The organism is Mesorhizobium sp. ISC11, assembly GCF_037162595.1.
Taxonomy (GTDB): domain Bacteria; phylum Pseudomonadota; class Alphaproteobacteria; order Rhizobiales; family Rhizobiaceae; genus Mesorhizobium; species Mesorhizobium ciceri.
On sequence record NZ_JAVSPW010000001.1, the window covers coordinates 5,353,652 to 5,377,045 of the forward strand.

At 60.9% G+C, this 23,394-nt stretch carries 22 protein-coding genes and 1 pseudogene; 10 read left to right on the forward strand and 13 right to left on the reverse strand.

Annotated features, from left to right (window positions below; genetic code table 11):
* The first annotated feature begins 539 nt into the window (after positions 1-539).
* A complete protein-coding gene (locus RPF88_RS25855; protein ID WP_024505577.1) occupies positions 540-896 on the forward strand; it encodes a hypothetical protein in 357 nt (118 codons plus the stop codon).
* Between the two features lie 464 nt (positions 897-1,360).
* Positions 1,361-2,687: pseudogene (gene hemN / locus RPF88_RS25860) on the forward strand (oxygen-independent coproporphyrinogen III oxidase).
* Positions 2,688-2,921: 234 nt separating this feature from the next.
* Here the strand turns inward: hemN and RPF88_RS25865 are convergent.
* The 10 genes from RPF88_RS25865 to RPF88_RS25910 form a co-directional block, all read right to left on the reverse strand.
* Positions 2,922-4,565 carry an MFS transporter gene (locus tag RPF88_RS25865; protein ID WP_063169257.1) on the reverse strand — a complete coding sequence of 548 codons (1,644 nt, stop codon included), beginning with the start codon at positions 4,563-4,565 and terminating at the stop codon, positions 2,922-2,924.
* Between the two features lie 173 nt (positions 4,566-4,738).
* On the reverse strand, positions 4,739-5,722 hold the full coding sequence (locus RPF88_RS25870) for a beta-ketoacyl-ACP synthase III (protein ID WP_063169256.1): 984 nt from the start codon (positions 5,720-5,722) through the stop codon (positions 4,739-4,741).
* The gene (locus tag RPF88_RS25875; protein WP_063169255.1) at positions 5,719-6,984 is read right to left on the reverse strand and encodes an adenosylmethionine--8-amino-7-oxononanoate transaminase; all 1,266 of its coding nucleotides are present in this window, start codon (positions 6,982-6,984) and stop codon (positions 5,719-5,721) included. The genes RPF88_RS25870 and RPF88_RS25875 overlap by 4 nt, the downstream gene beginning before the upstream one ends.
* A complete protein-coding gene (gene bioD, locus RPF88_RS25880; RefSeq protein WP_063169254.1) occupies positions 6,984-7,619 on the reverse strand; it encodes a dethiobiotin synthase in 636 nt (211 codons plus the stop codon). Before bioD ends, RPF88_RS25875 begins: the two co-directional genes overlap by 1 nt.
* Positions 7,616-8,755: an 8-amino-7-oxononanoate synthase gene (locus RPF88_RS25885; protein WP_024505572.1), complete on the reverse strand. Its 1,140-nt coding sequence runs from the start codon at positions 8,753-8,755 to the stop codon at positions 7,616-7,618. Before RPF88_RS25885 ends, bioD begins: the two co-directional genes overlap by 4 nt.
* The gene (gene bioB / locus RPF88_RS25890) at positions 8,752-9,720 is read right to left on the reverse strand and encodes a biotin synthase BioB (protein ID WP_224570943.1); all 969 of its coding nucleotides are present in this window, start codon (positions 9,718-9,720) and stop codon (positions 8,752-8,754) included. The genes RPF88_RS25885 and bioB overlap by 4 nt, the downstream gene beginning before the upstream one ends.
* A gap of 174 nt (positions 9,721-9,894) precedes the next feature.
* Positions 9,895-10,776 carry a carboxylating nicotinate-nucleotide diphosphorylase gene (nadC, locus tag RPF88_RS25895; RefSeq protein ID WP_063169252.1) on the reverse strand — a complete coding sequence of 294 codons (882 nt, stop codon included), beginning with the start codon at positions 10,774-10,776 and terminating at the stop codon, positions 9,895-9,897.
* A 1-nt stretch (position 10,777) separates the two neighbouring features.
* Positions 10,778-12,319 carry an L-aspartate oxidase gene (locus RPF88_RS25900; RefSeq protein WP_063169251.1) on the reverse strand — a complete coding sequence of 514 codons (1,542 nt, stop codon included), beginning with the start codon at positions 12,317-12,319 and terminating at the stop codon, positions 10,778-10,780.
* Positions 12,316-13,290: a quinolinate synthase NadA gene (gene nadA / locus RPF88_RS25905; protein ID WP_063169250.1), complete on the reverse strand. Its 975-nt coding sequence runs from the start codon at positions 13,288-13,290 to the stop codon at positions 12,316-12,318. Before nadA ends, RPF88_RS25900 begins: the two co-directional genes overlap by 4 nt.
* Positions 13,291-13,352: 62 nt before the next feature.
* On the reverse strand, positions 13,353-14,315 hold the full coding sequence (locus RPF88_RS25910) for an NUDIX hydrolase (protein WP_024505567.1): 963 nt from the start codon (positions 14,313-14,315) through the stop codon (positions 13,353-13,355).
* 171 nt (positions 14,316-14,486) lie between these two features.
* Here RPF88_RS25910 and panB point away from each other — a divergent pair, with 171 nt between their 5' ends.
* From panB to RPF88_RS25930, 4 genes are all read left to right on the forward strand, one after another.
* The gene (gene panB, locus RPF88_RS25915) at positions 14,487-15,323 is read left to right on the forward strand and encodes a 3-methyl-2-oxobutanoate hydroxymethyltransferase (protein WP_063169249.1); all 837 of its coding nucleotides are present in this window, start codon (positions 14,487-14,489) and stop codon (positions 15,321-15,323) included.
* A complete protein-coding gene (panC, locus tag RPF88_RS25920) occupies positions 15,320-16,228 on the forward strand; it encodes a pantoate--beta-alanine ligase (protein WP_063169248.1) in 909 nt (302 codons plus the stop codon). The genes panB and panC overlap by 4 nt, the downstream gene beginning before the upstream one ends.
* Before the next feature lie 98 nt (positions 16,229-16,326).
* Positions 16,327-17,046 (forward strand): LuxR family transcriptional regulator, encoded by a 720-nt coding sequence (locus RPF88_RS25925; RefSeq protein ID WP_063169247.1) that lies wholly within the window; start codon positions 16,327-16,329, stop codon positions 17,044-17,046.
* Positions 17,047-17,138: 92 nt separating this feature from the next.
* Positions 17,139-17,771 carry an acyl-homoserine-lactone synthase gene (locus RPF88_RS25930; RefSeq protein ID WP_063169246.1) on the forward strand — a complete coding sequence of 211 codons (633 nt, stop codon included), beginning with the start codon at positions 17,139-17,141 and terminating at the stop codon, positions 17,769-17,771.
* 365 nt (positions 17,772-18,136) lie between these two features.
* On the opposite strand, the gene RPF88_RS25935 is transcribed toward RPF88_RS25930, so the two are convergent.
* Entirely contained in the window at positions 18,137-18,385 is a 249-nt protein-coding gene (locus RPF88_RS25935; protein WP_063169245.1) for a DUF6074 family protein, read from the reverse strand.
* 599 nt (positions 18,386-18,984) lie between these two features.
* Here RPF88_RS25935 and RPF88_RS25940 point away from each other — a divergent pair.
* The 3 genes from RPF88_RS25940 to RPF88_RS25950 all read left to right on the forward strand — a co-directional run bounded on the left by RPF88_RS25940 (position 18,985) and on the right by RPF88_RS25950 (position 20,002).
* A complete protein-coding gene (locus tag RPF88_RS25940; RefSeq protein ID WP_224570941.1) occupies positions 18,985-19,455 on the forward strand; it encodes a Crp/Fnr family transcriptional regulator in 471 nt (156 codons plus the stop codon).
* Positions 19,448-19,582, forward strand: coding sequence for a hypothetical protein (locus RPF88_RS25945; RefSeq protein WP_256754986.1), 135 nt, complete (start codon positions 19,448-19,450; stop codon positions 19,580-19,582). The genes RPF88_RS25940 and RPF88_RS25945 overlap by 8 nt, the downstream gene beginning before the upstream one ends.
* A gap of 174 nt (positions 19,583-19,756) precedes the next feature.
* Entirely contained in the window at positions 19,757-20,002 is a 246-nt protein-coding gene (locus tag RPF88_RS25950; protein ID WP_063169243.1) for a hypothetical protein, read from the forward strand.
* Positions 20,003-20,191: 189 nt separating this feature from the next.
* Here RPF88_RS25950 and RPF88_RS25955 read toward each other — a convergent pair whose 3' ends face one another.
* Positions 20,192-20,581 (reverse strand): hypothetical protein, encoded by a 390-nt coding sequence (locus tag RPF88_RS25955; protein WP_024505560.1) that lies wholly within the window; start codon positions 20,579-20,581, stop codon positions 20,192-20,194.
* A 703-nt stretch (positions 20,582-21,284) separates the two neighbouring features.
* Here RPF88_RS25955 and RPF88_RS25960 point away from each other — a divergent pair.
* Positions 21,285-22,502, forward strand: a complete 1,218-nt coding sequence (locus RPF88_RS25960; protein ID WP_082826565.1) for a cation:dicarboxylate symporter family transporter — start codon at positions 21,285-21,287, stop codon at positions 22,500-22,502.
* A gap of 6 nt (positions 22,503-22,508) precedes the next feature.
* Here RPF88_RS25960 and RPF88_RS33470 read toward each other — a convergent pair whose 3' ends face one another.
* The gene (locus tag RPF88_RS33470; protein WP_063169242.1) at positions 22,509-22,931 is read right to left on the reverse strand and encodes a hypothetical protein; all 423 of its coding nucleotides are present in this window, start codon (positions 22,929-22,931) and stop codon (positions 22,509-22,511) included.
* Between the last annotated feature and the right edge of the window lie 463 nt (positions 22,932-23,394).

Consider the following 23,394-nt stretch of genomic DNA (forward strand, 5'->3'; position numbering starts at 1 on the left):
ATAATAGTGTTTTCTGCTAGGAGATTCATTATCGTTTACATGTGAAACACTCCGGTCGGACCGCTGCAGCTCTCCGAATAGAGCAGCAAGCGACATGCCAACCTGAAGCGTAGATGCGGCCGACACCAAAATCGGGCCGACGCGCCTTCGTCTCGCTGGAATCACTTTTTTTGAGGGTCACTGCGAAAAGAAATGTGCGACACGGTTCGCCATGTTCGATATGTGACAGTCTCGTTTAACAGCGACGGCTTCCCGTCTGACCGCAACGGAGGCCGCGCCATCCGCTACCGAGAAGGATCACTGCGCGTACGCTCCGCAAGGGCTGCGCCAGGAACAGAGGGCGTGCACGTCCGAGGCGTCGCATGGTGGCCGCAGCACCTTTTCGCCGCTGTAAGTTCGCCGTGCAGGTACATTGCGCGGCCGGAAGCGAGAGGGAGCGCACCCTGAAACGGCTGCCTACGGCTCGCCTCGAGTAATTGGCGATGAACAGTATTCTCGAGAACTTAGTCTCGACGGAAAGAGCAACGAAAGGAAGCCGCTTGGACGAGCACGATCCGAAGGAAGAACCGATCGAGACCATTTTCCGCAACGGCACAATCACTGCCGTGGGTATCCTGCTTGCCTTTTCCCTCGGCTTCCTCACTCATTGGGCCGCGAACCCCTTGCCATGGCAACTCTACGATCTGTTCGCCGTAGTGCCGATCCTGCTCGGCATCGCACTGCAGATGAGAGCGCTGTCCATGCTGCTCGACATGAGTTCCTTGCGGCGCCCCATCTACGAACGCGCCAATCGCATTTTCATGGTCGGCCTCATCCAGACCGCGTGTGGCGTCGGCATGGCCATCTTGGTCGATCTTTTCGGGATATCGGTAGGGGGCACGCTGCCCGGCGCTTGACGACAAGCCACACCGCTCTTCGCTCGAAGCGACGTCAAGCCGGGGAACCTTGTGCACCCCCTAGCGGCGTCCTCCTTTCATCAAATGAGCCGACGTCAGCTTTAGAGCGTCTCGGTGGCTAAAGCCGGTATGGTTTTTCGGCCGGCAGGGAAGGCCGCTGGCTGGACCTGGATGGCGTCTGAACGAGGCTTGACAGGTCCGTTGCGTCGGACATGAATTTCGCATTGCAAAGTTCTTCCGCAGACGCCTCAAGCACACTGCACTGGCGTCACGTACTCAGACGTTGAATGCGGCACCGCACCATCACCTCAGGCGCAACCATGGCACGCGCGCTCCCCGGCGTGGTTGACCCCATCCTGTCCAAACGAGACTGCGACATAAGCGGGACGCACTGACTTAGGTCAGAGACCAGGACGAGCGCGCAACGAAAGAATGATGGATGAGCGACGTGGGATGACAGCTCCTTGCACACCTCAATCCTGACAAAGTACCGGGACCCCCGGCCGCCTTGGTATACCATCTATCCGACTGTGCCAGACTTCTCTGCGGCAGTTGGTGCTGACGATTATGAGGAATGGCTGGGGGGCCTCCCGGCCGACGAATCGGTGTCGCTCTATTTCCACATTCCGTTTTGCCGATCCATGTGCTGGTATTGCGGCTTCCCTACCGCGGTCATCCGTCGCAACGGCCCGATCCTTAATTATTTAGCGGTGCTGCGTCAGGAGATCAGTTTGGTGTCGGAGCAAGTGCGGCAAGGGCTGCCGGTGAGCGATGTGCATTTCGGCGGCGGAACGCCTCACCTTATCGGGCCAGCCGAGCACTTGGCGCTGATGGAATTTCTACGCCGCCACTTCGCTTTCAGCAAAACTGCTGCGATCGCCGTGGAGATCGATCCCCGAACGTTCACACCGGAAATGGCCGAAGCCCTGGCAGCTAACGGTGTCAACCGCGCGAGCATCGGATGCAGAGCTTTGATCCCGATGTGCAAAGGCGATCAATCGGATCCAGAGTAAGGTGCAGACGGCCGCTGCAGTCCAAAATCTCCGCCGGCATGGCGTTGGCCATATCAACTTCGACCTCATCTTCGGTCTACCGAAACAGACTGTGCAGTCCTGCATCCAGACCGCGATGGCTGCGGTCGCCATGCGCCCCAACCGGCTTGCGGTGTTCGGATACGCGCATATTCCTTCCGTGATAAAGAATCAGCGCCTAATCGAGCAGGCAGGTCTACCGGACGGCGATCTTCGCGCCGAACAGGCTGCAACTGTCGCCGAGACACTGGTTGGCGCTGGCTACCGGGAGATCGGGCTCGATCATTTCGCTCCGCCGGACGACGAACTTGCGCTAGCGACAGAAGACCGGGCGCCTACGGCGTAATTCGCTGGGATACTCGGCCGATACTTGCAAAACGTGATCGGCTTCGGCGCGTCGGCTATTGGCCGAGTCCGCGAGGGGTATGTTCAGAACGAAGTAACACGGGATTCTTACGCCCGGCACATCGCAAGTGGACGTCTGGCGACATCAAAGGGTCACCGTCTGACCGACGATGACCGGGTGCGCGCAGCGATCATCGAGCGACTGATGTGCGATTTGGAGGCCGACGTGCCGACCATCTGTGCCGCCCACGAAATCGAACCAGCTCGTTTTCTCGATTCAGTTGAGAGTTTGGTGACGCTGGCTGAGGAGGGGATCCTGGACGTCGAAAACGGCTTCATCCGCGTGCGGCCGGAGCACCGCTTTGTTGTTCGCGCCGTTGCTGCTGCATTCGATGCTTTTCTCGCGAATCGATGAGTTGAGGCCACGACGCCGAAAGGCATCAGACCTTGTTTGGCGCTCGTCGGCATGGGCTCTCGCAGAAGACTCCGCAAGCGTATGCAGGGGACTTCCACTTGACGCCGCGTTCACCATCATCTCGCCTGGGTGCGCGCGAAAGCGCACAACCCGGAGCACGCTGCTCTCGGTGTGAGGCTGTGCTCTGCAAAGCACCGGTGATCCACCCTGTCCCTGGACAGCAGCTTGATGGCGTCATCTTGGAGGACGAGAAAAGATTGTCGAGGTACGGGTACGAATTGCCTCGGTCGTCCGTTCAATCGAAAGCACTGTCTGCGGAGGCACCTCTCCTTCATGCAGTGACAGGAGATGCTGGGCGACTTCCTTATCTGCTGCGGTGAGTCGATGATTTAGGCGGAGAAAGTCCATCCAGGTGGGGGTGCGGAATGTCTCCGTCCAAAGTGACGGTGTTTGCAGATTTCGCTGGAGCGTCCAGTTTCGTGCACCGGCACGGCTCTGGACGTGTCGCCGCGTGCGCATGGAGCCCAGAAAGGCCTCGATATTTTCCTCCGATATCAAATACTCGACCTTGGCCACGATAGGGCCACTTCTGGGTTTCAGATCGAGAGCCACGTCCGGCGGATGAAAAACTGAACTTTCTTGATCGGTTTCTTCCCAGGGACGGACCGGCAACACGATCCCCGCTGCTGCAACCAGCAACAGAGCGCCTGCGGCGCCCTCCAATGCTGAGGTCAAGGAATAGTTTTGCGCGACAGAACCCCAGATCCAGCTGCCAGCAGCCATACCGCCTGCGCTCAAGGCGTAGTAAATGGAGAGCGTGCGGCCTACAACCCACCTTGGGCTTGCCAACTGCACCGACACGTCAATGCCCGTCCAGGTGATAAGCCAACCCGCTCCGCCGAGCGCCAGCGAAATGGCCGCCACAGGAAGCGACGATGTAAGGGCAAGGGAGAGGCAACAGACTGCACAAGCCACAGAGGCGAAGGCCACCAGCCTGTTTTGAGACGTGACCTTCCTCAAGAAGCCGTTGCCCATACCCGCGATGAAAGCACCCATGCCGAAGCCGGCCAATAAGATACCGTAGACAATTGGCCCACTCTTCAACTGATCCCGGACGACGAGGGGGAGCAACGCCAGAATGGAGATGCTTGCCAACCCGAAAAGAGCGGCTCGGGCGGTCGCTGCCCTGATCTCCAAAGACATCGCCGTAAAGCGCACTCCGTCATGAATTGCCGTCGTCATTCTCTCACGAGGGAGAGGCGAAGAGCGGACCTCCCATTTGGTGCGCCATATCGCGCTTATGGGCGCCAGATCACTCACCGCAGCCAAGGCGAAAGCGGCCAGCGGCCCAAAGACGGCCAGGATCACGCCCCCCAAGGCTGGACCAACGCTGCGCACAATGTTGTATCCGACGGACATAAGCGTCACTGCGGCCGGAATGTCGCGTTTGTGAAGGATATCGCCGACCGAAGCGTGCCAAGCCGGATCATTCAAGGCAAAGCCGCAGCCGGCCAGGAAACCTAACCCGAGAATCAGCCAAGGACTGACAAATCCCAGACCCACAGAAATCATCAGCGTCGTCGACGCCGATGCTATCAGGCAGTGTCCCGCAAACATCACCCACCGGCGGCTGAAGTTGTCGGCAATGGCTCCGGCGAAAACTGAGAGGAAGAACACCGGCAATGTGGATGCGGCCTGGACGAGTGCCACCATGAGGTCGGACGCTGAAATCGTTGCCATAAGCCAACTGATGGCGACCGTTTGCACTAGCCAACCGAGGCTGGAAATCTGGGTGGCCGCCCAAATTGAGCGAAACACCTTGTTTCGAAATGGGGCGAGCGTCTTTGAAACGGGCGGTTGGGGATTTTCGCTCTGCATGAGGTATTGCTGGCCTTCGATGAGCGCTGCGATTTGAGCAAGCGGGTCGATACTTAGACATCGCGGAGCACCGCACGGACCCCAGCTCTATGGAGCTTGCCGGCGACTATTTGCGTATTGAGCCATTCTCATAGTCTCATTCATGAGCAGTCCTGTGCGCAAGCATTGCTTTGCTAAATTCCCACCACAAGCGCGCCGCCGCTGAGACCCGCACCCGCTGCCGCCAAGAGGACTTTCTCGCCAGGCCGAAACGGCTGCGCCCGATGGGCCAGCGACAATGAGAGCGGGATCGTCGCGGCGGAAGAGTTGCCATATTCGGCGATCGTCTTGACGATCGAGTGATCAGCGATGCCGAGGTTCCTGCCGACCGCGTCGAAAATGCGCGCATTGGCCTGATGCGGCACGAAACGATCGAGGTCTTGCGGCCTCAGTCGGGCAGCAGTGAGCGCATCTCTCGAGCAGGCGGTCATCATCTCCACGGCCTTGCTGAATACTTCACGGCCGTCAGTGATCGTCATCCGTGTCTGCGCGAGGTCGAGGTCGGCATGGAACGGAGTGTTGCTTCCCCCGGCGGGAATCTGGATTAGCCCGTAGCGCGAGCCGTCGGAATCCACCGAAGCGCCGAGAATGCCTCGATCCGGGTCATCGCAAGGACTGATCACCATGGCGCCGGCGGCATCGGCAAACAGCACGGCGCTGGCGCGCTCGGCCAAATTGATGCGGTGGCTGAGGATGTTGGCGGCGATGACAAGGCTCGCTTTGCCGTGCAGGCGGGTGAACCCGTCGGCGAACATCAGCGCATAGATGAAGCCGGCGCAGGCGCCGGTCAGGTCGATCGCTCCGGCGCGGCCTAGCCCCAGCCGATGTGCGACCAGCGGCGCGCTTGGCGGCAGAAGGTGATCGGGCGTCGACGTGGCGAGCAAGAGTAGACCGACGTCGCCGCGGTCGATACCGGCATTGGTCAGCGCCATGTCGCCGGCAGAGGCGGCAAGGCCCGACAGCGTGTCTTCGTCTGTTGCCCAGAAGCGCGAGCGAATTCCGGTGCGCCGCTCGATCCAGCCGGGCTCAAGCCCGAGCCGGTCTTCGATTTCCGGGTTCTCGACCTTGCGCGTCGGCGCATGATGGCCGAAGCCGAGAACGCGCGACGATAGGTTCATGGCCGCGAGCCGAAGCGTTCGCCGGCCTCCTCTATCGCGTCATAGAGCCCGTCCAATTCGTCGCTGGTGATGCAATAGGGCGGCAGAAGATAGAGGACATTGCCGAGCGGGCGCACCAACAGGCCGCGCTCAAGGAAAAAAGCGCGCAGTTTTGGCCCGATCTCGGCCAGATAACCGGCTGAGCCGGTGCGTAGGTCGAGTGCCGCGATGGTGCCGGTTGTCCGGCAGTCGGTGAAATATGGATTGTCCCGGAAGCGTTGCAGCCCCGCGGCCTGCCTCGCGCTCAAGACCGCGATCCGCTCGGCCACCGGCTCGTCACGCCAGATCTCGACATTGGCAAGTGCTGCCGCGCAGGCGATCGGATTGGCGGTGTAGGAGCTCGAATGGAAAAACGTCTTCTTGCGATCCTCCGAAAAGTGAGCGTGGAAGATGGCATCGGTGGCGATCGTGGCGGCCAGCGGGATGGTACCACCGGTCAGACCTTTCGAGGTGCACAAGATGTCGGGCGAGACGGACGCCTGTTCGCAGGCAAACATGGTTCCGGTGCGCCCCCAGCCGGTCATCACTTCATCGGCGATCACGAGCGTGCCGGAGGCTTCGGCGATCCTCTTCAATTCGGCAAGAACCCAGGCCGGATACATCAGCATGCCGCCGGCGCCAAGCACCAGCGGCTCGACGATCAGCGCGGCTGCGCGCCGGTCGCGGCTAACGGCCTCGAACCGATCCAGCGTTTCCTGCTCGCGCCCGGCGGCCGGGAAGGGGATGGTGTCGACCTCGAACAGCAAAGGCTCATAGGCGGCGTTGAAGACGCCACGGGCGCCGACGCTCATCGTGCCGATGGTGTCGCCATGATAGCTGTGCTCCATGACGGCGATGCGCGAACGCGACGCGCCGATGTTACGGAAATAGCCGAGCGCCATCTTCAGCGCGACTTCGACTGAGGTCGAGCCACTGTCGGAATAGAACACCCGGTGGAGGCCGGCGGGTGCGATGCCTACAAGCGCCTCGGCCAGCCGTTCGGCCGGCTCGTGGGTGAAGCCCGCGAAGATGATCTGGTCGAGGCTCGAGGCGGTCGTCTCGATGGCCTTCATGATGCGGGGGTGGCGATGGCCATGGGTGACGACCCACCAGGAAGAAATCGCATCGAGGATGCGGAAGCCGTCGGCCTTGTGGAGATAGGCGCCTTCAGTCAGCACGATTTCAGGGAGCGAGGGCTCTAGCGCGTGCTGCGTGAACGGATGCCAGACTCGAGACTCCGCCATCAGTCGCCTCCGGCAATCATGGCCAGGTCGAAGCCGGAAATCATTGCATCTCTCAACGTTTCACCCGTCAGCGGACCGAGGTGCGGCAGCCTGCCCAGCTGCGGCACGCCGCCGAATTCCACGATTGTCCTTTGTGTATCGGCCACCTCTTCGCCAATGAAGGCAATGCCGATGAGCGGGATGGAGCGGGCTCTCAGGGCCTCGATCGACAACAGCGTATGATTGATGGTGCCAAGCGCGGTGCGGGCGCACAGTATGACCGGCAGCCGCCATTGTTCGAATATGTCAATGAACCTTGTCTGTCGATTGAGCGGCACCATCAGCCCGCCGGCGCCTTCGATGACGAGCGGTGTCGGCAGGACCGGAAATGAAAGATCGTCGGCCTCGATCGCGACGCCGTCGATTTCGGCTGATCGATGCGGCGACAGCGGCATCGTCAGTCGATAGACTTCGGGCAGCACGCGTCCGTCGGGCAAGCCGGAAAGCCGGGCGACGACCTCGCTGTCGGTCTCCTCGTTGAGGCCCGATTGCACCGGCTTCCAGTAGAAGCCGTCGAGCAGCCCGGCAAGTCCGGCCGAAAACACTGTCTTGCCAATTCCAGTGTCTGTTCCGGTGACGACGATGCGTTTGGTCATGCTGTGGCCAACACTCCGACGAGAGCCTCGACCATGGCGGAAATGTCGGCTTCGTCGACGTTGAGAGTCAGCGAAATGCGCAGGCGCGACGTACCCTCAGGCACTGTCGGCGGGCGAATGCCGCGTATGTCGAAGCCGCGTGCCTGCAGTCCTGCCGCCACCGCCATGGTGCGGCTGTTATCGCCGATCACAAGCGGCTGGATCTGCGAGCCGCTGGGCATCACGCCGCAGCGTTCGGCCAATTGCCGGCTCGCGAAAGCGACACGCTCGTGCAACTGAGCACGACGCATAGGCTCGTCAGACAGAATAGTCAGCGCCTCACGTGCCGCGACTGCCATCAGCGGCGATGGTGCGGTCGCATAGATGAATGGCCGGCACCGGTTGATAAGATAGTCGCACAGTGTTCGCGGTCCGGTAACGAGCGCGCCGGATGCGCCAAGCGCCTTGCCGCATGTGTGGAGCGTGACGATGTTGTCGCGGCCTTCATACGCGGCGGCCAGTCCCCGGCCGTCCGGTCCCCAGACGCCGGTGGCATGCGCTTCATCGACGACGATGAATGCCTGGTACCGATCAGCCAGCGCGACCAGGCTCTCCATCGGCGCACGGTCGCCATCCATGCTGTAAAGGCTTTCGAAGGCGATCCACACCCGCCCCATGCCGCCTTCGGCGCGCCAGCGGGTGATTGCGTCCTCGACAGCGTCGACGTCGTTGTGCGCGGCCAGCTTGAACTCAGCGCGCCCGGCCTGGGCACCCTCATGCATGCTGGCATGAGCGAGCTCGTCGAGGACCAGCAGGTCGCCTTTCTGCGGCAGGGCCGTCAGCAGAGCGAAGTTGGCGATATAGCCGCTGCCGAAGAACAGTGCACGCTCGGCTCCGAAAAATGCCGCTGCGTCCGCCTCCAGTTGCTCATGTTCCGGTGCATTGCCGCGCAACAGCCGCGATCCGGTGGCGCCCACTGGCGTGCCCCGCGCAATCGCCGTCGAAACCGCATCGCCCAGTCTTTTGGAGGCGGCAAGTCCGATATAGTCGTTCGACGAGAAGTCGAGCCCGGCGCGCGGTGCGAGCGTCCGCAACCGGTCCTTGCGCCCCAGTCCCCGCAAGGTTGCGTCATAGCGGGCAAGAATTGCCTCCTTCATTGCGTGGCGAGTTCCATAGGCTCAATGCCGAGGCGCCGGAACAGAAGGGTATCCTTGTCCTCGCCGGGATTTCCCGCCGTCAGCAGCGTGTCGCCGACAAAGATCGAATTGGCGCCGGCAAAGAAGCACAGCGCCTGCGTTTCGTCGCTCATCGCCGTCCTGCCGGCGGACAGCCTTACATAGGATTTCGGCATCATCACCCGCGCGAGCGCAACGATGCGGACGAAATCGATCGGATCGATGGCGTCGGCCGCGGCAAGCGGCGTGCCTTCGATGGGAATAAGCATGTTGATCGGCACGCTTTCCGGCGGCTCGGGCAGGTTCGCGAGCGTGACCAGCATGTCGATGCGATCGGTCTTTTCTTCTCCCATCCCGACAATGCCGCCGCAGCAGACTTTCATCCCAACCGCGCGCACGTGCCCAAGCGTTTTCAGCCGGTCGGCAAAAGTCCTGGTTGAAATAACCTCGCCATAGTAGCGCTCAGAGGTATCGATGTTGTGGTTATAGTAGTCGAGACCGGCCTGCTTCAGGCGAGCAGCTTGCTCAAGATCGAGCATGCCGAGCGTCATGCAGGTCTCCATGCCGAGGGCCTTGACGCCCTCAATCATGGCGACCACAACGTCCATGTCGCGCTCCTTGGGACTTCGCCACGCCGCGCCCATGCAATAGCGCGTTGCGCCGCCATCACGCGCCTTGGCCGCTTCGTCGATGACATGCTTGACGTCCACCAGCTTCGACGCCTTCACACCGGTTTCGTAATGCGCAGACTGGCTGCAATAGCCGCAATCTTCGGGGCACCCGCCGGTCTTGATGCTAAGGAGCCGCGACAGCTGCACTCGGTTTCGATCGAAGTTCTGGCGGTGGATCGTCTGAGCCAGGAACAGCAGATCGTTGAATGGCATGCCGTAGATGGCCTCGGCCTCTTTGCGGTTCCATCGCGGAGGCGTTCCGTCGACCGATTGCATGGTCTGGTTCACGTCGAACTCCGAGTTCATTCCAATCGTCATCGTCAAACCTTTGTTTGCTAGTCCGGTACGCCTTCTTGGCTTTGGGGCGCACTCGCTAAAGGCGAGCTGCGGCACGTCTTTCCAGCACCTCCTACGCCTGCCGAGCTGATGTTGCTCCTCACGCCGTAATCCTCAGTTCAAGTGCTTGCAGATGTTCTGGTGGTCCGGCATGTCCAGGCCGATGTCGAGGATCGGGGCGCTGTGCGTCAGCCAACCCATGGAGATGAGATCGACACCGGTCGCCGCAATCGCCGCCGCCGTTTTCGGCATCACCCGACCGGACGCCTCGGTGATCGTACGGCCATCCACTATAGAAACCGCGCGGGCAAGATCCTCGACCGACATATTGTCGAGCAGCACCGCGTCAACACCAATCGCGAGCGCTGCATCGAGCTGCTTCAGCGTGTCGACCTCGACCTCGACCTTCACCATATGCCCTGCTGCGGCGCGCGCCCGCTCTATTGCTGTGCGCATATCGCCGGCGATCGCGATGTGGTTGTCCTTTATGAGCACGCCGTCATCGAGGCCGAACCGGTGATTGGCACCGCCGCCGACGCGCACGGCGTATTTCTCCAATGCCCGCAGCCCGGGCGTCGTCTTTCGCGTCGATACAATCCTCGCCTTGTGACCGCGCACGGCCTCAACCATGGCCGCTGTGGCAGTGGCAATGCCGCTCAGCCGGCATAAGAAATTGAGGGCCGTGCGTTCGGCCGTGAGCAGGCCTCGTGCGGGTCCGGACAATCTTGCAATGGTTTCCCCGGCCCCAACCTCGCTGCCATCAGGGCGCCAGATCTGGATGTTGATCGCCGGTTCCACGAGAAGGAAGGCATACGAGACCAGATCGAGCCCGGCAACGACGCCCGCCTGCCTCGCTTTGAGCACCAACGTGGCAGTGCAATCATACGGGATAACCGCATCGGTGGTCAGGTCGCCGGATCTGCCCAGGTCTTCGAGGAGCGCAACGCGCACAATCGGTTCGATCAGGGTCGCGGGGAGGGGGGAGAATGAAGTCATATCAAGTGCTCCGTATGGTAGCCCGGCAATCGAGTGCGGCCGCGGCCCGCATTGCGCTGTGCAGTGTCAGCCGTGATGGGCGCACGTTGGCATCGTGGAGCGGGAAATCGGACCGACAGTGCGCGCCTCGACTCTCTTCCCGCCTCAGGGCCGCCGCGGCGATCATCAGTGAGACCAAAGCCGGACCAGAGGCAGCGACACTATTGGCTGCGATCGGCAGCAGGGTCGCCACCGCTTCGCGCATTGCCTCGCCGTCGCGGATGATACCCAGGGCGGCGGAGACAATCGGGCGGACCACGGAAGCGTCTGGTCGTGGAGGGACGAATGTGGAGCATCTGCGCGGTCGCCGGGTATACGACGTGCCGGCAACGCTTTCGGCAACCCAGCTCGCGGTGACCGCCGCTTCGGTGAGCGAGTTGCTGGCCAGGCGGTTGGCGCCGTGCAGGCCGGTACAGGCCACCTCACCGCAGGCCCACAATCCCTCGATGGAGCTGCGGCCGGCGCTGTCTACGGCGACGCCGCCCATGTGATAATGTGCCGCCGGGCGCACCGGGATCAGGTCGGTCGCTGGGTCGATTCCTGCGCTCCGGCACAATTCGGCGATGCCTGGAAAACGCTTGCCAAATCTCGGGCCGAGACTTTGCCGTGCGTCCAGGAATACGCGGCGTCCAACGGCAAGCTGGTGCCAAATGGCGCGCGCTACGACGTCGCGAGGCGCAAGTTCACCGCCAGGTGTGTCGGCGAGGAAGCGCTCTCCTCGCTCATCGATGAGCACCGCGCCTTCGCCACGCACGGCTTCGCTCACCAGCGGCATCGGCCGGCGCGGACCGTCGAGCGCAGTTGGATGGAACTGTATGAATTCCAAGTCGGCGAGTTCCGCCCCCGCCCATGCGGCGAGCGCCAGCCCGTGACCCCATGAGCCAGCGGGGTTTGTCGTGTCGCAAAACAGCCCGCCGACGCCGCCGGTCGCCAGCACCGCGCGACGCGTGGGCAGAGCGAGCGCGCCGGCTCGTCCTGCTGCGACCACGGCGATGACCGACCCGTCCTGCACGACCAGCCGGCGGACCTCCACATTTTCGATAATGGTGATCGAGGCTGTACGCCGAACCGCGGCGACGAGCGCGCGCACCAACTCGCGACCGGTGGCGTCGCCGGCTGCATGCACAATCCGCCGTCGCGAGTGTGCCGCCTCGAGCCCAAGTCGCAACGCGCGGTCAGGGTGCTGGTCGAAGTCGACGCCGAACCTTTGGATCGTCCTAATCGCTTCGGGTGCAGCTCGTACCACTCGCCGCACCGTGGCCTCATCGCAGAGTCCGTCGCCGGCAGCTATCGTGTCGCAAAGGTGAAAATCTGGGCCGTCGTCGCCCCCGAGACTTGCCGCAAGACCGCCCTGGGCAAGTTCACTGCAGGCTCCGGTTCCAAGCGGCGCGTTGGTCAAAAGCACGACCGGTTCCGGCGCCAGATGAAGCGCCGTCATCAGGCCGGCAATGCCGCCGCCGATGACGACCGGCGCCCCCGCGATTTCGCGAACCTCCAGACTCATAGGGAAAGCATGCGCTCGACCGCGCGGCGGGCGGGGCCGGCAATTTCGGGATCAATCCGGACCTCATGCCGGTTCTGCTCGAGTGCGGCGCGAATGTTGGCCAGGTTGATGCGCTTCATGTGCGGGCACAGATTGCATGGGCGAACGAACTCGACGTCGGGATGCGCGACCGCGACGTTGTCGCTCATCGAACATTCGGTCAGAAGGACGACACGCTTCGGTTTCTCACGCTCGACATAATCCGACATCGCCGCGGTCGAGCCGGAGAACTCCGCCTCCGCGACAACGTCTGGTGGGCATTCTGGATGGGCCAGCACGATGACGCCTGGATGGGCATCGCGCAGTTCCCGGATGTCTGCTGCGGTGAAGCGCTCATGCACCTCGCAATGGCCTTTCCAGGCGATGATCTCGACGTCTGTATCGGCTGCCACGTTCCTCGCCAGATATTCGTCCGGGAGCATCAGCACACGCGCCACGCCAAGCGATTCCACCACCGCCTTGGCGTTGCCGGACGTGCAGCAGATGTCGGACTCCGCTTTTACGGCGGCGGAAGTGTTGACGTAAGTAACAACGGGGACCCCCGGATACCGCAGCCGCATTAGCCGCACGTCGTTTGCCGTGATCGATTCGGCCAGCGAGCAGCCGGCGCGGAGATCCGGGATGAGCACGGTCTTGTTCGGATTGAGCAGTTTTGCCGTCTCGGCCATGAAATGAACGCCGGCAACCACGATGATGTCGGCGTCGACCGTCACCGCCTTGTGGGCCAACGCCAGGCTGTCGCCGACGATGTCTGCCACGCAATGAAAAATTTCGGGCGTCTGGTAATTGTGCGCCAGCACCACCGCATTGCGCTCACGCTTCAGCGCTAAGATGGCTTCAATATCGCCGGCGAACGCGGGCCATTCAACGGGTGGGATCACCCGCCGGACACGCTCATACAAGGACGCAGCCATAGGTAACGCCCCAGTCATTGGCGCCTCGATTATATTCGGTTTGACAATAAGGGAATATATCTACCTTGACTATAAGTATGTCAAGCCCGCGCCAGCGGTAATTTTGTCCCGGCGATAGCCCTGTCGTCGAGGACGGCATGCCGGAAGCGATAAAGCTTCGCCGGTCGGCCGCCCGTGTCGAGGGAGGTCTCCCCGGTCTCCTCAACAAGTTCCTGCTGCTCGACCAATCTCCGGAAGTTCGGCTTGTTGATCAGCCTGCCAGCCAAAGCTTCCACGGTTCGCTGCAGTTGCAGCAGCGTGAAGGAAGGCCGCATAAGCTCGAACACGACCGGCCGGTATTTGATCTTCGAACGCAGCCGCGCGATCCCGGTTGCCAGAATACGACGGTGGTCAGCGACCATTGGTTTGCCAGCCGCGGCCGCAATCGCGTCCCTGCCGCCACCGGCCTCCTCAATCAGAGCAGCTTCATAGAGCAACTCGTAGCGTTGGAGCGTGAGTTCCTCGTTCCAATGGCGGTCGTCGAAGCCGAAGGCTATCGCAGCGCGCTGCCGGCGCTCGCGTTGAGTGGTCGGCTCGCTGGCGCCGCCGGCCCACTCAATCAGGCGGGGCCGCAATCTATCGAGCAGCACAGGCGGCGTGCCGAAGCGGTGGTCCTCCCAGGGAAAATATTCGTACCAACTTTGCCAGCCGCACGCGGCCGAGTTCGTTGCCTGTTCCTTCCTGGTCAATGCGAGATAGCTGATTGAGATGACGCGCTGGTGGCGCTCAGTGCCGATGCGATCGCGATCGGCGAAGGTGTAGAGTTGCTCGATGTATCCAAGTGCATGGCCGGTCTGCTGCTCCACCCACCCCCTCAAACCCGACTGCAGTGATCGATGCTCAAGGGCAAAAGGTCCAGAAGGGAGGGTGTCCGCATGACCGACTGTGAGGACACAGGGCTCACTGTCGTTTACGGCGACCACGACGGCAGTCAGGTCCACTTTGGCTTCGTCAGCTTTGACGGCGGCTTTGCCTTTCTTGGTTCTTCTTGTCTGAGGATCCATGTTTGCGAAAGCGGGTTGGCCCAACGGAGCGCCTTAATCGATTGAATGTAACCTTGGAAGCCAGCACGTCAACACCGGAGTACTCAAGCGCTGTTTTTAGCTCTTCGCAGTCGCACAAAAATATGCCAAACGCGACACCCGCTGTTGGTAACGTAAGGGAAGGGGCCTCGGTTGAGCGCGGCTGGTGAGATAAAAGGGATGACTCCTCCAGATATTCGATCGCGAAAAGGCCAGACGCCACTTGTATGCTTGACGGCCTACACCACGCCGGTCGCGAGGCTGCTCGATCGCCACTGCGACATCGTTCTTGTCGGCGACAGCGTCGGCATGGTGCTGCACGGCCTGTCGTCGACGCTGGGGGTCACGCTCGACATGATGATCATGCACGGACAGGCCGTTCGCCGCGGCCTTGAACACGCGCTGATGGTCGTCGACCTGCCCTTCGGTTCCTACGAGGAAAGCCCAGAGCACGCTTTCGGCAACGCTGCGCGCGTGATGGGTGAGACCGGTTGTTCAGCGGTAAAGATCGAGGGCGGCGAGACCATCGCGGAAACCATCCGCTTCCTTACCGCGCGCGGCGTACCTGTCATGGCCCATGTGGGCCTGACGCCGCAGGCGGTAAACACGTTTGGAGGCTATCGTGTGCAGGGCCGGGGAGCCGATGCAGAGCGGATCAGGCGCGACGCCAGGGCGGTAACTGAAGCTGGCGCCTTCTCCTTGGTGCTGGAAAAGATACCGGAGCAGCTTGCACGGCAGATAACCGCCGATATCGACATACCCACCATCGGCATCGGTGCCTCGCCAGCTTGCGACGGCCAGATTCTGGTGAGCCACGATATGCTCGGGCTCTTCACCTCATTTCGGCCGAAGTTCGTCAAACGCTATGCCGAGCTCGGTGAGCAGGCTGAGGCGGCAATCGCCGCTTACGCCACCGATATGCGGAACCGGCACTTTCCGGCGGTCGAACATCTCTATGTCAACGCCTTGAAGGCCGGTGACTTCACATGAGCGTGCCGATCGCTCGAACCGTGAGCGAGCTGCGCGGCGTCGTTGCGCAATGGCGTCGCTCGGGTGCCACGATCGGTATTGTGCCGACCATGGGAGCCTTGCACGACGGGCATCTGAGCCTCGTGCGGAAGGCGCTCGAAAGGGCCGAGCGGGTGATCGTGACGCTGTTCGTAAACCCCAAGCAGTTCAACAGCCCCGCCGACCTGATTGCCTACCCTCGGACGGAAAGCGACGATGCTGCCAAGCTCGCTCTGCTGGGCACGCATCTGCTCTATGTGCCGGACACAGAGGAAATGTACCAGGTGGGCTTCGCCACGGCCGTTTCAGTGTCCGGCATCAGCGAATGCCTTTGCGGCGCATTCCGGCTCGGCCATTTCAATGGCGTGGCGACGGTCGTGGCCAAGCTCTTCCTGCAGGCCGGCGCTGACTTCGCCTTTTTTGGCGAAAAGGATTTTCAGCAACTTCAGCTTGTCAGGCGCTTGGTCCGGGATCTCGACATTCCGATCACTATTGTGCCCTGTCCGACAGTCCGCGAAGCCGATGGTCTTGCGCTATCGTCGCGTAACGTGCGGCTCTCCCCAGCCCAACGCGCCATTGCCCCAAAACTAGCATCGGTCCTGCTCGATACGGCCGAGCGGCTTGCACGCGGCTCCCCCATCCTGCCTACGCTTGATGAAGCGCGTGCAGCAATTCTGGCTGCCGGCTATCGCGAGCTCGAATACCTGGAGCTTCGCGGAGAAACAGACCTGCAATCGTTAGCAAGCCTTGACCGACCGGCACGCTTGCTTGCTGCGGCTTGGCTTGGCGACACGCGGCTCATCGATAACGTCGCAATATCACCCATCGGTAGTTGGTCAGGTGGGCGGAGCTCTCTCCAATCGGAAGCAGCACAGCAATTGCGGTGATGACGGCGGCGCGTCGTATGCCCTGCAGGGACAGGCCATCATTTAGAACCACGTCTCCGTCGGCTTCCAGCAACCTCCGCGAGGTACGCTAAGCGCAGATGCATCGCGTATTTGAAACCTTGGTCGAGCAACTCTCTGCAAGCGTCGATGCCGTCGATCTCCATGAGGCAATGGCGTCCGCCGCAGCCGGGTTCGACTTTCCGCTCTTCGCTTATTTCACCTACCCATCCGCTTCCGGCGACAGGCCGCGATTGATCTCGAATTATCCATCATCATGGACATCACATTACCTGCAACAGCGCTACCACAGCGTGGATCCCGTGATCCTGCGGGGACTGCGGGGCTGGGATACCTTCGACTGGGGTGTGGACCGCGATCACCGTTATTTGCCGACCTCTCAGCAGGAAGTCCTGGAAAAAGCAGCTGAGTTCGGCATTCGCGGCGGACTGACCATGTCGATGCATGATCATCGCGGCCGGTTCGCCGCACTGACCTTCGCCTCCAACGAGGCGCATCCGCCATTTCTGAGGTCGCTGACGCGCTACGAAAAAGCAATGCAACTGGTTGCGATCAACGTTCATATCCATGCCCGGCGCAGGCTCGCCGAAGATTGCGTGGTAGATGGCATAATGCTCACCCGGCGGGAGTTCGAGTGCCTGAAATGGGCGGCGTGCGGCAAGTCGGCCTGGGATATCAGCCAGATTCTCGGTGTCTCGAAACGCACCGTGACCTTCCATCAGGAAAACGCCAAGGCGAAGCTTGGCGTGCGAACCATCAACCAGGCCGTAGTGCGGATGGCTGCTCGGGCGAGATCCTGATCCTCTCCAAGTCTAGCTGTAAAGGTCTACAGGCTGCATTCATGACGGCTTTGCCCTTCGATTGCGTGGACACATCCCGCACGGAGACGACAATGATGCAGCTGATAACACCCGACTGCTACGCCGAGTTTGCGAGCGAACTCAAGGAAATGCACGGACTTAGGTATCGGGTTTTCAAGAAGCGGCTCGATTGGGAAGTGCAGACCGAAGGCGAAATGGAAACGGACTCGTTTGACAGCCTGAACCCCGTCTACCTGCTTCTCAAGGGGTCCGATTGGCGAACTTGCGGCTGCGTCCGCCTTTTGCCGACCACCGGACCGACAATGTTGCGCGATACGTTTCCGACGCTGCTGGATGAGATGGTGGTCCCTGCGAGTGCCGATATCTGGGAGAGTAGTCGTTTCGCGCTCGATCTCCCTGCGACAGCGCCGAAGGCAGCTGGCGGCCTGGCCCAAGCAACCTACGAGCTCTTCGCGGGGATCATCGAATTCGGCTTGGCCAACAATCTCTCCGGGATCGTAACGGTGACAGATACGCGCATCGAAAGGATCCTTCGTCTCGCGACCTGGCCGTTGTCACGTATCGGACAGCCCAAGCAGGTCGGCAACACCGAGGCAGTCGCCGGCTTCCTCGATATTTCCTACGCCAGTCTCTTGCGCATCCGCTGGAGGGGACGCCTCAACGGGCCGGTGTTGTGGCAACCAGTTCTCATCCAATCGGCATAGCGCCTGCGGATGCTCAGCCGTGACTTGAGTTAAGTCTGCTCACGGCCGCCACCGCCGCCGTGAGGGTGAGCGGACCCGCCCCACGAGCTTTCGACTGTTCCGGTCGATTGGCTCGCGCGGCCGGACTTTGGATTTCCGTAGGCGCAACCCGCAGTCCAGCGTGAGCACGCCAAAATGGCGCCCCTCCGCTTCGTCCAAAGAAGCCAACGTGGCTTCTGAGGTCGTCTTAGAATATTGGACCGGCCGCCGTGAGCGATCGCAACCTCAAAGCTTTGCCGGTATGCCGGTTTGGCCGGACCGTCGGCCAGTCGGAGCAGTCCCCCGATAAGGACCCGAGCTGACGCGCGGTCCAACAGCGCCCGAGCCTATGCTTTGTGCATTACCGTTCGGTTGGCCATGTCGTCCAAGACCGCATGAAGAAGGCTTCCAACCTCCTGCGCAGCGAGCTCTGGCGCAATTCCTACATCGGACAATTGAATGAGCATTTTCTTGGCGGCACAGCGCCAGAACGCGCTCGCCGCCTCGCCGTTCTTGGTCTCGAGGGCCTGGGCGATACTTTCGACCAATATACGTCGCCGATGCAGCGGAAATACGCAAATGTTTGATTCATGCATCAATCACCTCACAGATTCAGTTCCACAAAGAAAAACACCGGCGTCTTCAAAAGAGCCCCGCTAGCGCGGTGACGGTTCGCGGCGACATGACGAGTTCCACTTCCCCATCGACAAGCCATTGGGAGATGAGCCGCCGGACCGCATATCCGGGACCGCACATAAGGTGAACCACCATTGCTCATCCGGCTGCATTTTCCTGGGCCGTTCGACGAGGCGTTCCAGCCGAATTGACGTCCAATGACTTGATCTCTGAAAGGGCAGGGCGGTACGAATCACCCGACTGTTCCGCTGCTTACATTCCTGCGAGCTTGTGTATGAACGATTAAAGCGTGCCCGAGCCGTTCTTGGTGGCCGCCGCAGAAGGGAATCATGTCATCCGCTGCCTATCGTAGGCGGCGCGACTTCTAGCATGACTGCACTGCCCCGACAGGGCTTTGCAATCGCGCGTTTCGAAGCCTATGCTTTGGCATCGGCCGGCATTTACTTCGGTGCAGCCGACAGTAAGACGTACGCGCTCTTGCCCCGTTGGAAGAGAGCCTTGCCCGATCCCTCTTTCGCGACCAGGTGCTGAAGCCCTCACCCCGCAGGACTTCGCGCTTTTGCGACCATCGCTGCATCACGTCGAACCGGGCATCAAGGACAAGTTGGAGGTCGCGCATCAGCCGATCAAGAACGTATATTTTCCCGAGAGGGGCATCGCGTCGGTGGTCGCCACCATGACCGGCGGGCGGCAAGGTGAAGTCGGCATTGTCGGCTATGACGGGATGAAAGGAATTGCCGTCATTCTCGGAAAGGAAAGCACTACCTGGCGCCTGCCGGTTGAAAACCTTCGCCCTGCGATTAGCCCGTCGCTTCGCACCTCAGTGCTGGACTATGCCCACGCGTTCCTCGTCCAATCATGCCGGACGGCACTGGTCAATGGCCACTCCAAGGTCGAAGAACGGCTGGCCCGCTGGCAGCTGATGGTCCACGACCGTGCGGAAGGAGATAAGATCCTCCCGACGCATGAATTTCTGGCGACCATGCTCGCGCCCACCGCCCGGGGTCACCACGGCCCTGCAAATGCTTGAGTATCGAGGACTGGTGCACGCCAAGCGCGGCGAGATCACGATCATCGACCGTGCCGGATTGATAAAGCTCACACATGGCGCTTATGACAAGGAGGAGCAGCGTTATTTCGGCCTGGCCGCTGCCTGAAGCATGTCGGTTGAAACGGGTTCAGCCGACGTCTCCTTGCCCCTCACCAGGTCGCCCAAAAGCATCAGCGGTTTTGAACGAATCGCAGCGATTGTCCGCAATCGGACATAGGCTTGAAGGCGGTCGAATTCGTGCCATAAGTCGGGTTGGTCAGGGTTCAGGGAGGAATTCGTCATGACCAATTCGTTTCACACCGTCACCGTCGAAAAAGCCGCAGAAGCCTATGTCCTTTCCAGGGGAAGGGTCCGCTTTCTCTCCATGGCGCAGGCGATCCGCGCCATCCGAACACTAATGCCGGCATGCAAGGCCACCGACCGCGAGTTGGAGGAACTGTTGGCGGCCGCTTCCTTCGTTCATGGCGTGCCCGTCGCCTTCGACACAAAAACAGCCGATGGTGTAGAACCACGGCTGCATTCCTAAGAGGGCATGCCGCGCCATGCAGACTGTCAGAGGGCATTCGTCAGATGGTAGTCCGCTAACTTAACTGCAGAGTCTAAAGGACGTGTTCCAGCATTGCGAACTCACCGATCGCTTTGTTGCCAAAGCTGCCAGCAAGCGATCGCCTCATCCAGCCGTTTGCACCATCTCATCACAGACATCATCGCGATGCTACCTGTCCAGCATATGTCCAGCATTTCGCAAGGCGGCCAGAAGGAGCCTCGCATAGCCTGTGACATCGATCTGGGCCTGCATCGAAAGGGGCATGCTGGTCCAGTTCTCCAACGGTGCAATGAAAGGTGAGAAGGTGCCATTGACAAGGCAACAACAGCTAACAAGGCCCTCTCGGTCCAATGCCACCACACCGATCTTGTCGCCTGGATATCCAATGGCTGCGACTCGCTGGACCTCCAGGTCACCGTCCACCCGCACGTCAAAAAGAAGGCTACCACGGCTCCTCGTGGCTATCTCAGCCGCCTTCTCATCAAAGCTTGAAGAGAGCAAGCGGACGCTTTCCACCGCCATCTGGAAAATCACCAAATCCAGTTCATTCACGGCCATATGGGCATTTCCGCGCAACGGGTGGTGATTGCAATGACACATACTGCTTGTTCACAGATGTCGGTCACGAACGATCATTCGTCGGGTTCCGGTTCCGACCAACGGTGTCGCCACCTGATCGTGCTGCGGTTCGAACCTTCCGAACGCGAGCCGAGCGCGCTATGAGGTTGGAGTCTAGGTCTCGGACCCTGCCTCGCGGCCTGCTCATCTTTGGCAGACCCGTTGCAACGCCGCCGCGATGGCGCAAACGCCAGATGACGCTGATCCATCGCTTGATCGTGAACTGAGCTTCTGAACACCATTGGGACAGCAGGGTGGAAGGGCTTGACCAACGCTGCCCCCGTTTTCCAAGAGGACCCGTCCTCGATTGAATCTTTCGAGCCCCGTGCAGCGCGCAGCCAAATGATGACCATCTGGACCCAGCTCGCAGACCGCAAGGCAAAGAGGGAACCTTCCAGGCAGCCAAGCTGCGTCGACGCAAAGAGCGGCCTTTGGAGTTCCCAGAATCGACCCTTCCATAGTTGCGACAGGCAACCACTGCACGAGTGTGGGAGAGCGAATCGCAAGCATTGCGTGAGGTCCTGCGCGTTTTCCCCTCTTGCTATTTGGCACATCGTTTGCGCCGAAGTGGGCGCAGCGTTCGACCGGAGCACTGCATGGGAGAGGGAGGAGCCCCACCCCGATCCGGTCAAGGAGAGAGACGGTGTTGGTTCCAAGAGTTCCCCGCGCGATCTTAGCGCCCCGCAAGCGCCATTTTGCCCGGACCTACGTGCAGGTACTTGCCGCCATAATCCTGGGTGCCGCAATCGGCTATTTCCATTTGGAGACCGGCCACAGCCTGAAGCCGCTCTGCGATGCCTTCGTCGATGTCGTCAAGATAATCACCGTACCTGTCATCTTCCTGACAATGGCGACCGGCATTGCCGGCATGAGCGATCTGCAGAAGGTCGGCCGAGTTGCCGCCAAGGCGATGGTTTATTTCCTTACCTTCTCGACGCTAGCACTCCTTGTCGGGCTGATTGTCGCGAATATCGTTCAGCCTGGCGCCGGCCTCAACATCGATCCGGCCTCGCTCGATGTCGAAGCCGTTAAGGGCTATGTGGCCACGGCTCACGAGCAGTCCGTGACCAGCTTCCTGATGAACATCATCCCGTCAACGATTGCCAGTGCCTTCGCGGAAGGCGACATCCTGCAAGTCTTGTTCCTCTCGGTCCTGTTCCTCTCGATCCTGTTCGGCGCGGTCTGCCGCTACAACGGCCGCTCGCTCTTCTCTCTCGTCCGATACATCAAGGACGAGCTGCTGCTCGCAATGTCCTCCTCAGAGGCCGCGCTGGCCTCGCTCATGGAGAAGATGGAAAAGGCCGGCGCCACGCATTCGGTCGTGGGTCTCATTCCATTCAATCTGGACGGCACGAATATGATGCTCGCCGCCCTTTTCATCGCCCAAGCGACGAAAACTGATCTCCCGATCGGCTGCCGGATCCTCATGCTGTTTGTCGCATTGTTCCCTTCGAACGGAACAACCCGCATTACCGGTGCAGGCCTCGTCACAATGGCTGCAACGCTCTTTCTTGTTCCGGCCGCACCGGTCACCTCCGTGGGGCTTATTCTTGGCGTCGATCAGCTTATGTCCGAATGCCACGCGCTGACGGTTTTTCTCCGCAGCGTAGCGGCAACGCTGGCTGTCACCCGGTCCGGGGCGAGCGGGATAAACGACGATTCGGGGAGCGCCTCACTAGCGGACCGTTCAGCGCTCTGGCGGTGGACGGTCAAGTCGCCCGGCGTGGTGAACACAATTCCCCGTGCGAACGACGCTCAGCTATTGGGGTGGACCCGATGGCGCAAAGCCGTATTTGAGAAACCGCCAGATCGCACCGGCACCTGTGCGCCTGTAGCAACTGCGGGGCACGATCAAAACTGACCCATTTTACACCAAAAAGGCGGCCGTTGCTGCCACGCCGTCCATGGATTGGAGACTCATGTCTAAGCCGACTGCCATCACTGTCGCAGCTCTTCTTTTACTCCTCGCCTTGCTGGCGAGCCAATATAGCGCGAACCTGCACCGGCAGGCGTGGTCGACCGACAGGCAAAAGTGGAGCGGCGCATTCGACAACGATCTCCTTCGCCAATCGCCGGCAACCCGCAAGGCGATGCCGTTCTGGTCATATTCAATGACTACCACAACTGTCCGCATTGCAGACTGGCTGATATCAACTACCAAAAAGCCTTCAAGCATGAGCCCAATCTGAAGCTTGTGATCAAACAGTTCCCGGTCCTGGGACCGGATTCCCAATTCCCAGCCTTCGCCGCACTCGCCTCGAGAAAACAGGGAAAGTTCGACGAATTCCACCGCGCCCTTATGATTTCCCCCAGTTGAAGGGTCACTCTCAAGATCGCAGCGCGTGTAGGCCTTGACGTTGAGCAGCTCAAGCGGGAATGCAAGATCCGGCCATCGCAGATGAAATGCGCGCGTCCGCGCACTCGCGAAAGGTCTGCACTTAGACGGTACGCCCGCGTTGGTGGTCGGCGATATAGTGGTCGCCGACCTTGTGGACATGGCCAGCTTGCAACGCTTGCATCGCCGATGCGCGCTCAAAGCGTGCTGGCTCTCGTGCGGGGCAGCATCTGTAGACCGGCCACGCTGTTGTTGCCGGAGCGTGCCGTTTGTGGCAGCTGGCTTTGCTGTCGCTCCTCGTAATCTTGTTGCGGTCATCCAGCTGCCGTGGGCGCCAACAACAATCCTGAGCGCCCGCGCCTGAAGTCGCTGGCCGGGTGCTCGTGAACCGAGCCCGCTTTTCTTCGGCAAGCTCAGG

What these genes read in the sequence shown, in the direction of transcription:
- RPF88_RS25865 (WP_063169257.1), bottom strand. Translation starts at nt 4,565, where the DNA reads ATGCAGAGCGAAAATCCCCAACCGCCCGTTTCAAAGACGCTCGCCCCA.
- RPF88_RS25870 (WP_063169256.1), bottom strand. Translation starts at nt 5,722, where the DNA reads ATGAACCTATCGTCGCGCGTTCTCGGCTTCGGCCATCATGCGCCGACG.
- RPF88_RS25875 (WP_063169255.1), bottom strand. Translation starts at nt 6,984, where the DNA reads ATGGCGGAGTCTCGAGTCTGGCATCCGTTCACGCAGCACGCGCTAGAG.
- bioD (WP_063169254.1), bottom strand. Translation starts at nt 7,619, where the DNA reads ATGACCAAACGCATCGTCGTCACCGGAACAGACACTGGAATTGGCAAG.
- RPF88_RS25885 (WP_024505572.1), bottom strand. Translation starts at nt 8,755, where the DNA reads ATGAAGGAGGCAATTCTTGCCCGCTATGACGCAACCTTGCGGGGACTG.
- bioB (WP_224570943.1), bottom strand. Translation starts at nt 9,720, where the DNA reads ATGCAATCGGTCGACGGAACGCCTCCGCGATGGAACCGCAAAGAGGCC.
- nadC (WP_063169252.1), bottom strand. Translation starts at nt 10,776, where the DNA reads ATGACTTCATTCTCCCCCCTCCCCGCGACCCTGATCGAACCGATTGTG.
- RPF88_RS25900 (WP_063169251.1), bottom strand. Translation starts at nt 12,319, where the DNA reads ATGAGTCTGGAGGTTCGCGAAATCGCGGGGGCGCCGGTCGTCATCGGC.
- nadA (WP_063169250.1), bottom strand. Translation starts at nt 13,290, where the DNA reads ATGACTGGGGCGTTACCTATGGCTGCGTCCTTGTATGAGCGTGTCCGG.
- RPF88_RS25910 (WP_024505567.1), bottom strand. Translation starts at nt 14,315, where the DNA reads ATGGATCCTCAGACAAGAAGAACCAAGAAAGGCAAAGCCGCCGTCAAA.
- panC (WP_063169248.1), top strand. Translation starts at nt 15,320, where the DNA reads ATGAGCGTGCCGATCGCTCGAACCGTGAGCGAGCTGCGCGGCGTCGTT.
- RPF88_RS25925 (WP_063169247.1), top strand. Translation starts at nt 16,327, where the DNA reads ATGCATCGCGTATTTGAAACCTTGGTCGAGCAACTCTCTGCAAGCGTC.
- RPF88_RS25930 (WP_063169246.1), top strand. Translation starts at nt 17,139, where the DNA reads ATGATGCAGCTGATAACACCCGACTGCTACGCCGAGTTTGCGAGCGAA.
- RPF88_RS25935 (WP_063169245.1), bottom strand. Translation starts at nt 18,385, where the DNA reads ATGCATGAATCAAACATTTGCGTATTTCCGCTGCATCGGCGACGTATA.
- RPF88_RS25945 (WP_256754986.1), top strand. Translation starts at nt 19,448, where the DNA reads ATGCTTGAGTATCGAGGACTGGTGCACGCCAAGCGCGGCGAGATCACG.
- RPF88_RS25950 (WP_063169243.1), top strand. Translation starts at nt 19,757, where the DNA reads ATGACCAATTCGTTTCACACCGTCACCGTCGAAAAAGCCGCAGAAGCC.
- RPF88_RS25955 (WP_024505560.1), bottom strand. Translation starts at nt 20,581, where the DNA reads ATGGCCGTGAATGAACTGGATTTGGTGATTTTCCAGATGGCGGTGGAA.